10 protein-coding genes are annotated in these 9,718 nt (G+C 69.0%); 6 read left to right on the plus strand and 4 right to left on the minus strand.

From position 1 onward, the window contains the following. Positions 1-1,139 (minus strand): arginine--tRNA ligase (locus ACK42S_RS12190; protein WP_409707686.1); only part of this gene is annotated, 1,139 nt, incomplete at its 3' end. A gap of 117 nt (positions 1,140-1,256) precedes the next feature. On the opposite strand from ACK42S_RS12190, the gene ACK42S_RS12195 reads away from it, so the two are divergent. Continuing rightward, positions 1,257-2,621, plus strand: coding sequence for a serine/threonine-protein kinase (locus ACK42S_RS12195; protein WP_409707689.1), 1,365 nt, complete (start codon positions 1,257-1,259; stop codon positions 2,619-2,621). Between the two features lie 32 nt (positions 2,622-2,653). Beyond that, a complete protein-coding gene (locus ACK42S_RS12200; RefSeq protein WP_409707692.1) occupies positions 2,654-2,932 on the plus strand; it encodes a PsiF family protein in 279 nt (92 codons plus the stop codon). Here the strand turns inward: ACK42S_RS12200 and ACK42S_RS12205 are convergent, their stop codons facing one another. Next, the gene (locus ACK42S_RS12205; RefSeq protein ID WP_409707695.1) at positions 2,933-3,388 is read right to left on the minus strand and encodes a DUF2214 family protein; all 456 of its coding nucleotides are present in this window, start codon (positions 3,386-3,388) and stop codon (positions 2,933-2,935) included. A gap of 2 nt (positions 3,389-3,390) precedes the next feature. Further along, positions 3,391-4,326, minus strand: coding sequence for a LysR family transcriptional regulator (locus ACK42S_RS12210; protein ID WP_409707698.1), 936 nt, complete (start codon positions 4,324-4,326; stop codon positions 3,391-3,393). Between the two features lie 106 nt (positions 4,327-4,432). Here ACK42S_RS12210 and ACK42S_RS12215 point away from each other — a divergent pair, with 106 nt between their 5' ends. The 3 genes from ACK42S_RS12215 to ACK42S_RS12225 all read left to right on the plus strand — a co-directional run bounded on the left by ACK42S_RS12215 (position 4,433) and on the right by ACK42S_RS12225 (position 8,272). Next, entirely contained in the window at positions 4,433-5,170 is a 738-nt protein-coding gene (locus ACK42S_RS12215) for a haloacid dehalogenase type II (RefSeq protein WP_409707701.1), read from the plus strand. A 46-nt stretch (positions 5,171-5,216) separates the two neighbouring features. Next, a complete protein-coding gene (locus tag ACK42S_RS12220) occupies positions 5,217-7,403 on the plus strand; it encodes a malate synthase G (RefSeq protein WP_409707704.1) in 2,187 nt (728 codons plus the stop codon). A 98-nt stretch (positions 7,404-7,501) separates the two neighbouring features. Next, positions 7,502-8,272 (plus strand): class II glutamine amidotransferase, encoded by a 771-nt coding sequence (locus ACK42S_RS12225; protein WP_409707707.1) that lies wholly within the window; start codon positions 7,502-7,504, stop codon positions 8,270-8,272. 7 nt (positions 8,273-8,279) lie between these two features. Here the strand turns inward: ACK42S_RS12225 and ACK42S_RS12230 are convergent, their stop codons facing one another. Further along, the gene (locus ACK42S_RS12230) at positions 8,280-9,287 is read right to left on the minus strand and encodes a porin (RefSeq protein WP_409707710.1); all 1,008 of its coding nucleotides are present in this window, start codon (positions 9,285-9,287) and stop codon (positions 8,280-8,282) included. A 145-nt stretch (positions 9,288-9,432) separates the two neighbouring features. Here ACK42S_RS12230 and ACK42S_RS12235 point away from each other — a divergent pair. Next, on the plus strand, positions 9,433-9,718 hold a 286-nt coding region (locus ACK42S_RS12235; RefSeq protein ID WP_409707713.1), incomplete at its 3' end, for a (2Fe-2S)-binding protein.

Here is a 9,718-nt window from a genome sequence, read left to right on the forward strand (position 1 = left end):
CCGCGCATCACAGTGACCATCTTGTGCAGCACGTAGTCCGGATAGCCCTCGGGGATGCCCACCCCGGCGGCCTGCAGGCCGGCGCGCACGCGAGCGATCGTGCCGTGGTGGTCGGAGCCCTGGATGTTGATGACCTTGGTGTAGCCCCGCTCCCACTTGGCGATGTGGTAGGCCACATCGGGCACGAAGTAGGTGTAGGTGCCGTCGGACTTGCGCATCACGCGGTCCTTGTCGTCACCGTAGTCGGTGGTGCGCAGCCACAGGGCGCCGTCGCGTTCGTAGGTCTTGCCTGCCTCGATGAGGCGCTGCACGGTGCGCTCGACGCGCCCACTGGTGTACAGGCTCGACTCCAGGTAATAGTTGTCGAACTTCACGCCGAAGGCCTGCAGATCCAGGTCCTGCTCGTGGCGCAGGTAGGCCACCGCGAACTGACGGATGCCGTCGAGGTCGTCCGGGTCGCCCGAGGCGGTGAACTCGCGGTCGTCGGCCTTGACGGTCTTCTTGGCCAGGAAGTCGGCGGCGATGTCGGCGATGTACTCGCCGTTGTAGGCCGACTCGGGCCAGCCGGGGTCGCCGGGCTTGAGCCCCTTGATGCGGCATTGGGTGGAGATCGCCAACGTCTGGATCTGCACGCCCGCGTCGTTGTAGTAGAACTCGCGCGTGACCTGGTCGCCCTGGGTCTCGAACAGGCGGCAGATCGCATCGCCGAGCGCGGCCTGACGGCCATGGCCGACGTGCAGCGGCCCGGTGGGGTTGGCCGAGACGAACTCCACCATCACATGCCGGCCGGTGGCGGCCTGGCGCCCGTAGGCCTCGCCACTGGCCAGGATGTCGGCCACCACGGCCTGCTTGGCCGCGGGCTTGAGGCGCAGATTGATGAAGCCCGGACCGGCAACCTCCAGGCTGTCGACCCAGCGCTCGAAGGCCTCGCGCCGGCGCAGGCCGTCCACCAGGGCCTGCGCCAGCTCGCGCGGGTTCTTCTTCAGCGCTCGGGCGAGCTGCATCGCGCAGGTGATCGCCAGATCACCATGTGCGGCCTGCTTGGGGCTTTCGAAGGCGGCCACCGCAGCGGCGTCGGGGGCCAGGGCCGCCAGTTCGGCGGCCAGGTCGTCCAGGAGTTCTTGCTTGGCGCGGATCATCCGGGGATTTTACGGTTGCGCCCCGCCCGGGCCGCCCCCGCAGGTGGACACAGTTCGATACATCTGCGGCGGCCCCGGCTTGCGCGGCGCCGGTCGCGATGAAATGATGCGCAGGTCATGACGCCCCCGCCTGCCCCCACCGACAAGACGCCCGCCGGGCCGCCGGCCGGCCTGCCCGCCCACATCGGCGAGTACCGGGTGGTGCGCAAGCTCGGCGAGGGCGCCACCAGCGAGGTCTTCCTGTGTCGCGACGCCTTCCACGACCGCGACGTGGCCGTCAAGCGGGTGCGCCCTGCCGCGCTGCGCGACCCGGTGGACGGGCGCTACTACTCGCGCTTTTTCGCCGCCGAAGCCTCGCTGGTCGGTCGGCTGCACCACCCCCACATCGTGCAGCTGTTCGATGCGGTGGACGGGCCCGAGGAGCCCTACCTGGTGATGGAGTATGTCGAGGGCACCACGCTCAAGCCGTATTGCCGGGCCGACCAGTTGCTGCCGCTGGAGCTCATCGTCGAGATCGGCTTCAAGTGCGCGATGGCGCTGGGCTACGTCTTCCGCCAGGGGCTGATCCACCGCGACATCAAGCCGGCCAACATCCTGGCGGTGACCAGCGCCGGTCAGATCACCGACGTGAAGCTCACCGATTTCGGCAGCGTGCTGCACCTGCAGGCCGACACCACCCAGGTGCACCGCGTGGGCTCGCTGGCCTACATGTCGCCCGAGCAGATCGACGGGGCGCCGCTGAGCGCCCAATCGGACATGTATTCCCTGGCTGCGGTGCTCTACCACCTGATCACCGGCCACCCGCCGGTGGAGGCCCGCTCGCAGGGCGAGATGATCCAGCAGGTGCTGTACGGGCCGGTGGTGGCGCCCAGCGAGCGCCGCCAGGGCGTGTCCACCGCGGTGGACGAGGTGATCCTGCGCGCGCTGAACAAGGCTGCGGCCGACCGCTACGACCACTGGGACGACTTCGCCCATGCGCTGGCCGGCTTGATCGCCAGCCGCCAGGTGCCGCGCGGCAACCTCCAGGCCGTGCTCGATTCCGAACGCTTCAGCCTGCTGCGCTCGCTGGACTTCTTCCGCCACTTCGATGACGTCGAGCTGTGGGAGGTGGTGCACCAGGCCCGCTGGCAGCGCTTCGGCTTCGGCCACAAGCTGATGTCGCGCGGCGAGCGCGGGCGCGACTTCCACGTGATCGCGCAGGGGGCCGTGGATGTGCTGCGCGACGGGCTGCGCGTCGAATCCCTCGGGGCGGGCTCCACCGTGGGCGAGATGGCGTATCTCGCGCCCAGCAAGGAGCCGCGGCTGCGCACCGCCGACGTGGTCGTGACCGAGCCGGCCACCACGATCGCCTTCACGCCCGAGAGCCTGCGCCGCATGAGCCTGGCCTGCCGCGACCGCTTCAACGAGGCCTTCATCGCGGTGCTGGTGCGCCGTCTGCATGCGGCGCACGAAGCCTTGTCACACCCTCAGCGCATCCTGTGATGCCGTTTCTTCCACACCTGGAGACCCCTGTCATGAAGAACCTCCTGATCGCCGCCACCCTGGCCCTGGCGGCCAGTGCCTGCCTGGCCCAGCAAGCCAAGGAGCCCACCCGCCAGCAGACCCGCATGGCCGAGTGCAACCAGAAGGCCGCCGACCTCAAGGGCGAGGAACGCAAGGCCTTCATGAAGGACTGCCTGACCGACAAGCGCAAGGCCCAACAGGACAAGATGAAGGCCTGCAACACGCAGGCCGGGGATCTGAAGGGCGACGAGCGCAAGGCCTTCATGAGCAACTGCCTCAGGAAGGACTGATCAGCGCGTCCAGACCCCGCGCGCCAGCAAGGCGCCTGCCAGCGGCAGCAGCAACAGCGCATGGGCCTGGATCATGACCCAGCGGCGCGCCTGGCGCACTTCCCCTTCCGGGGGGAGCCCCTGGCCGGCCGCCAGCGCCGCGCGCCAGCGGCGGTAGGCCCGCGCCGGCGGGATGGCCATCAGGCCGATGGCGACAAAGACGGTGAGCTTCAGGTGCAGCAGCGGCTGCGCCCAGGCCCAGTCCCAGCCCTTCGCGCCCCACCAGGCCCGCGCCAGCCCGGTGGCCAGCACGCTCAGGGCCGCCGCGTCGGTCAGGCGGTCCAGCCGGCCCAGGCGGTGCACCACCGCGGCGTTCATCCACTCCACACGGCACAGCGCGGCCTGGCTGGTCATGAACACGACCAGGCCGAGGATGGCGGCGATGTGGGCATAGGCCAGCAGGGCTTCGAGCAGCATCGTCAGGGCTCCTGAGGGGTCTGGGCGGGCGCGGGCGGACGCCAGTAGGCCGCATCGCCATAGGTGTGCTTGAGGAAGTCGATCCACAGCCGCACGCGCAGCGGCAGGTGCTTGCGCTGCGCGAAGACGGCATAGATGCCATTGGGCGGGGCAGCGAAGTCGTCGAGTACGCTCACCAGGCGGCCGGCGGCGATGTCGCCCTCCACCTCCCAGGTCGAGCGCCAGGCCAGGCCCAGGCCGGCCAGGCACCACTCGTGCAGCACCTGGCCGTCGGAGCAGTCCACGCGCGAGGGAGGCCGCACGTGGACGAGCGCCCCGTCCACCGTGAAGGCCCAGCCGCGCGTCTGGCTGGCATCCGAACTGAGGGTGAGGCAGTCGTGCTGGCTCAGCTCGGACGGATGCTGCGGCGCGGGCCGGCGCTGGAGGTAGGCCGGCGAGGCCACGCACAGGCGGCGGTTGTCGGCCAGGCGCAGGCTCACCAGGCTGGAGTCGGGCAGGTCGCCCACGCGCACCGCGCAGTCGAACCCCTCGTTGACGATGTCCACCACCCGGTCGGACAGGTTCAGCGACAGCGAGACCTCGGGGTGCAGTTGCAGGAAGCGCGGCACCAGCGGGGCCACATGGCGGCGCCCGAAGCCGGCCGGCGCGGTCACGCGCAGGTGCCCACTGGCCTTGACGCCGCCGGCCGAGACGCTCGCCTCGGCGTTGGCCAGGTCGGTGAGCAGGCGCTGGCAGTCCTCCAGGAAGGCACTGCCCTCGTGCGTGAGGCTGATGCGCCGTGTCGTGCGCACCAGCAGCTTCACGCCCAGCCGGGCCTCCAACGCATCGATGCGCCGGCCGATCACGGCCGGCGCCACCCCTTCGAGGTTGGCCGCCGCCGTCAGGCTGCCTTTGGTGGCCACCTGGACAAAAGATTCGATCTGTTTGAGTCTATCCATGACGGATTCGTCACAAATCATCCGCCAGACTACGCCTCGAAAAGTCAAAGATCAAGCGATTTTTCGGGGATTAATTGTTGAGTCTGGTTTGAATACAGTGCCACTCATGGCCACCTCCCCCTTGCCTTTCCAGGCCGTGCTTTTCGACGCCTACGGCACGCTGTTCGACGTGTACAGCGTGGCGCTGGTGGCCGAGCAGCTCTTCCCCGGCCGTGGCGAGGCCCTGGCCGCGCTGTGGCGCGACAAGCAGATCGAATACACCCGGCTGGTGAGCATGGCCGATGCACAGGGCGCGCGCTACCGGCCCTTCTGGGAGCTCACGCGCGACGGGCTGCGCCACGCCTGTGCGCGCCTGGGGCTGCCGCTGTCGCGCGAACGCGAGGAGCGGCTGATGAACCAGTACCGCCACCTCAGCGCCTTCCCCGAAAACCGCGAGACGCTGCGGGCCCTGCGCGCCCGGGGGCTGCCCACCGGCATCCTGAGCAACGGCGACCCGGCGATGCTGGAGGTGGCCGTCAAGAGCGCCGGTCTGGCTGACGTGCTCGACCATGTCATCAGCGTCGAGCCGGTGCGCTGCTTCAAGCCCGACCCGCGCGTCTATGCCTTGGGCCTGGAGGTGCTGCGTCGCCGCCAGCCCACGCTGACGCCCCGCCAGGTGTTGTTCGTCTCCAGCAACGGCTGGGATGCAGTGGGCGCCACCTGGTTCGGCTACACCACCTTCTGGCTCAACCGCAGCGGCGCAGCGCCGGAGGAACTGGGCACCGCCCCCAGCTACGAGGGCCGCCACCTGCGCGAGCTGCTGGCCCTGGTCGACGGTGTGGCGCCCCGCCCCGCCCGCCCCTGAGCCGCCCGGCCCGATCCCCTTCTTCTTTCATCCGAGGACACGACCCATGAGCAACCGCACCACCGTCCATCGACTGCAAGTCGCCACCGAGTTGTACCGATTCATCGAAGACCAGGTGCTGCCGGCCACCGGGGTGGACAGCCGCGCCTTCTGGGCCGGCTTCGATGCGATCGTGCACGATCTGGCCCCGAAGAATGCGGCGCTGCTGGCCGAGCGCGACCGCCTGCAGGCCGAGCTCGACGCCTGGCATGCCGCCCACCCCGGCCCGATCACCGATCTGCCGGCTTACCGCGCCTTCCTGGAGCGCATCGGCTACCTGCTGCCCCAGCCTGCGCACGTGCAGGCCACCACGGCCAACGTGGACGACGAGCTGGCCGTGCAGGCCGGGCCGCAGCTGGTGGTGCCCATCCTGAACGCCCGCTATGCGCTCAACGCCGCCAACGCGCGCTGGGGCTCGCTGTATGACGCGCTGTACGGCACCGACGCCATCCCCGAGACCGACGGTGCCGAAAAGGGCACGGGTTACAACCCGGTGCGCGGCGCCAAGGTGATCGCATTCGCGCGCAACTTCCTCGACCAGGCCGCGCCGCTGGCCCAGGGCTCGCACAAGGACGCCACCGGCTACCGCGTCGAAGGCGGCCAGTTGCGTGTGACGCTGCGCAGCGGCAGCACCGGCCTGCAAGACCCGGCCCAGTTCGTCGGCTACCAGGGCGAGCCGCTCGCCCCCTCGGCCGTGCTGCTGCGCCACCACGGCCTGCACGTGGAGATCCGCATCGACCGCCACAGCGCCATCGGCGCCACCGATCCGGCCGGCGTGGCCGATGTGGTGCTGGAGTCCGCGCTGTCGACCATCCTGGACCTGGAGGACTCGGTGGCCGCGGTGGATGCGGCCGACAAGGTGGCCGGCTACCGCAACTGGCTGGGCATCCTGCAAGGCACGCTGACCGAGGAGGTCTCCAAGGGCGGCAAGACCTTCACGCGCCGCATGAACCCCGACCGCGAGTACACCGGGCCCGACGGCCGACCGGTGGTGCTGCATGGCCGCTCACTGCTGTTCGTGCGCAACGTGGGTCACCTGATGACCAACCCGGCCATCCTGTACGACGGCGGTAAGGAAATCCCGGAAGGGATCATGGACGCGGTGATCACGACCACCATCGCGCTCGTCGACCTGCAGCGCCAGGGCGGGTTGCGCAATTCGCGCACCGGCAGCGTCTACATCGTCAAGCCCAAGATGCACGGCCCGGCCGAGGTGGCCTTCGCCAGCGAGCTGTTCGGCCGCGTCGAGCAACTGCTGGGCCTGCCCGACAGCACCGTCAAGCTGGGCATCATGGACGAGGAGCGCCGCACCAGCGTGAACCTGAAGGCCTGCATCGCCGCGGCGGCCAGCCGCGTGGCTTTCATCAACACCGGCTTCCTCGACCGCACCGGCGACGAGATCCACACCGCCATGCGCGCCGGCCCCATGCTGCGCAAGGGCGACATGAAGACCACGAAGTGGATCGCCGCCTACGAGCGCAACAACGTGCTGGTGGGCCTGAAGTGCGGCCTGCGCGGGCGCGCCCAGATCGGCAAGGGCATGTGGGCCATGCCCGACCTGATGGCCGCGATGCTCGAACAGAAGATCGCCCACCCCAAGGCTGGCGCCAACACCGCCTGGGTGCCCTCGCCCACCGCCGCCACGCTGCATGCGCTGCACTACCACCAGGTGGACGTGGCGGCGGTCCAGCGCGAGCTGGAAAACATCGACGCCGATGCGCAACGCGATGCGATCCTGAACGACTTGCTGCAAGTGCCGGTGGCCCCGAGCCCGAACTGGTCCGCCGCCGAGAAGCAGCAGGAGCTCGACAACAACGTGCAGGGCATCCTGGGCTACGTGGTGCGCTGGATCGACCAGGGCGTGGGCTGCTCCAAGGTGCCCGACATCCACAATGTGGGCCTGATGGAAGACCGTGCGACGCTGCGCATCTCCAGCCAGCACATCGCCAACTGGCTGCTGCACGGCGTCGTGAGCGAGGCCCAGGTGCGTGAGACCTTCGCCCGCATGGCCGCGGTGGTGGACCGTCAAAACGCCGGCGACCCCGCCTACAAGAGCCTGGTGGCCCACCCCGAGGGCGCCGCCTTCCAGGCTGCCCTGGATCTGGTCTTCAAGGGCGTGGAGCAGCCCAGCGGCTACACCGAGCCGCTGCTGCATGCTTGGCGCTTGCGCGTCAAGGCCGGCGCTGCCAGCTGAGACGGGTTGGCGTTGAGGCGTGGCCACAGCCGGGTCTGTGGTCCCGCCTCCGGGGGGGCACAATGCGGGGGTCGAGGTCTTCTTCGCCGCATCGTCCCATGTGCCAGTTGCTCGGCATGAACTGCAACACCCCCACCGACATCGTGTTCAGCTTCACGGGCTTCGCCACGCGCTCGCGCGAGCATGCCGACGGCTTCGGCATCGCCTTTTTCGAAGGCAAGGGCGTGCGGCTCTTCGTGGACCCGCAAGCCGCCCTGCACTCGCCTGTGGCCGAGCTGGTGCGTCGCTACCCGATTCGCAGCACGAACGTGATCGCCCACATCCGCAAAGCCACCCAAGGCGACGTGCGGCTGGAGAACTGCCACCCCTTCGTGCGAGAACTCTGGGGACGCTACTGGGTGTTCGCCCACAACGGCGACCTGCAGGGCTTTGTCCCCCGCCTGCATGCGGCCTTCCGGCCGGTGGGCGACACCGACAGCGAGGCTGCCTTTTGCTGGCTGATGCAGGAGCTGGCCAAGAACCATGCGATGGTGCCCACGCCGGCCCAGCTCACCGAGACCCTGGCCGAACTGGTGCCTCAGGTCGCGCGGCACGGCACGTTCAACTTCATGCTGAGCAATGGACATGCGCTGTGGGCCCACTGCTCGACGCGCCTGCACTACCTCGTGCGCGAGCACCCCTTCCGAGCGGCCCGGCTGCAGGACGAGGACCTGAGCGTGAACTTCGCCGAGCTGGCATCGCCCCAGGACCGGGTGGCCGTGATCGTGACGGAGCCGCTCACCTGCGACGAGGCCTGGACCGCTTTTGCGCCGGGAGAGCTGATCGCCTTTGTGGACGGGCAGCCCCTGCCGAGGCTGACCCGGTCCTGACAAAAGCTCAGAAGCGGTGGCGGATGCCGAAGGCCACCGTGTTGCCGCTGTCGGTGTCGCGGATCTTGTCGTACATGTAGACCGCGTAGACGTCGGTGCGCTTGGACAGGAAGTGGTCGTAGCCCAGGCTGGCGATGTCACGCTTCGACTCGGTGGTGCCGGTGGTTTTGCGCGAGCCGTAGGAGGCCAGCACCGCGCCTTCGCCGATCTTGTAGGACGCGCCGAGCTGGAAGATCTTGTCCTTGCTGTCCACCGCACCCTGGTCTTCGCGGATCTGACCGTACTGCCCGAACAGCTTGGCCGCACCGATCGTGTAGCTGGCACCCAGCTGCACGGCCGTCTCGTCGCCGCTGTCGAACACGGCCTGGACACGCTGCGCCGAGATGCTCAGCCCGAGCGAGCCGGCGAAATACAGCACGTTGCCGCCGATGTTGGCATCGCGCGCGCCGGGCGTCTCGTCCAGGGCGTAGGTGACGGTGGCGCTCAGGCCGCCCAAGCGCGGCGAGGCATAGGTGATGCCATTGCTCCAGCCCGAGTCGCCCGCCAGCGTGCCCGTGCCGCCGTAGTAGCTGCGGATGGCCGGCGAGAAGCCGAAGGAGTCACCGAAGGGGTTGAACAGCAGCGTCGAGACGAACATCGGCGTGGACCGCCGTCCCAGCGTGACGGTCCCGAAACTGCCGCTCAGGCCCACGTTCGCATTGCGGGCCCAGAAGGTGTCGCCGTTGAAGCGCGCTGCCTCTCCGGTGTCAGCCCGCAGAAAGTGGTCCAGCGCAAAGTGGACCGCCAGACCGCCGCCCAGGTCCTCCTTGCCGCTGAAGCCGATGTAGCTCGTGGTCATTCCGCCGGACTCGACCCGGCCCAGGCGCGGGCTTCCGCTGGTTTCGTAGGACCCGACGGCCATGTCGATCAAGCCGTACAGTTGGACGGACGACTGGGCCTGTGCGCCCGCACAGGCGCCCATGCCGAAGGCCACGGCCGCGCCGAGCCGGGCGGCATGACGGGAAGACAACTTCATGATGTGTTCACTCCTCAAAGGTTGCACAAGACGTTGCACCGTTGTGTACGCAAGAGCTGTGCCCATGCCATGGAGCGCCCAGAAAACGGAAGCGCCCGATTCCGGGTCACAATCCCTGAACCTCTGAGCTTTCGCTGAATTCCTCATGCAGCTGCAGATCAATGGCCGCCCCCACACCGTGCCCGACGAGGCCACGGATCCGTCGATGCCCCTGCTGTGGGTGCTGCGCGATGTGCTGCAGCTCACCGGCACGAAGTTCGGCTGCGGCATCGCCGCCTGCGGGGCCTGCACCGTGCGGGTGGACGGCCGGGCAGTGCGCTCGTGCGTCACGCCACTGGCCTCGGTGGCCGGGCGGTCCATCCAGACCATCGAGGGCCTGGGCACGCCGCAGGCCCCGCATCCGCTGCAAGCCGCCTGGATCGCCCACCAGG

The organism is Caldimonas sp. (genome assembly GCF_046289365.1).
Taxonomy (GTDB): Bacteria; Pseudomonadota; Gammaproteobacteria; order Burkholderiales; family Burkholderiaceae_C; genus Caldimonas.

Bases quoted from the DNA above. Each gene is read 5' to 3' on its own strand.
- ACK42S_RS12230 (WP_409707710.1), bottom strand. From the start codon at position 9,287: ATGAAGTTGTCTTCCCGTCATGCCGCCCGGCTCGGCGCGGCCGTGGCC.
- ACK42S_RS12200 (WP_409707692.1), top strand. From the start codon at position 2,654: ATGAAGAACCTCCTGATCGCCGCCACCCTGGCCCTGGCGGCCAGTGCC.
- ACK42S_RS12195 (WP_409707689.1), top strand. From the start codon at position 1,257: ATGACGCCCCCGCCTGCCCCCACCGACAAGACGCCCGCCGGGCCGCCG.
- ACK42S_RS12210 (WP_409707698.1), bottom strand. From the start codon at position 4,326: ATGGATAGACTCAAACAGATCGAATCTTTTGTCCAGGTGGCCACCAAA.
- ACK42S_RS12220 (WP_409707704.1), top strand. From the start codon at position 5,217: ATGAGCAACCGCACCACCGTCCATCGACTGCAAGTCGCCACCGAGTTG.
- ACK42S_RS12205 (WP_409707695.1), bottom strand. From the start codon at position 3,388: ATGCTGCTCGAAGCCCTGCTGGCCTATGCCCACATCGCCGCCATCCTC.
- ACK42S_RS12225 (WP_409707707.1), top strand. From the start codon at position 7,502: ATGTGCCAGTTGCTCGGCATGAACTGCAACACCCCCACCGACATCGTG.
- ACK42S_RS12215 (WP_409707701.1), top strand. From the start codon at position 4,433: ATGGCCACCTCCCCCTTGCCTTTCCAGGCCGTGCTTTTCGACGCCTAC.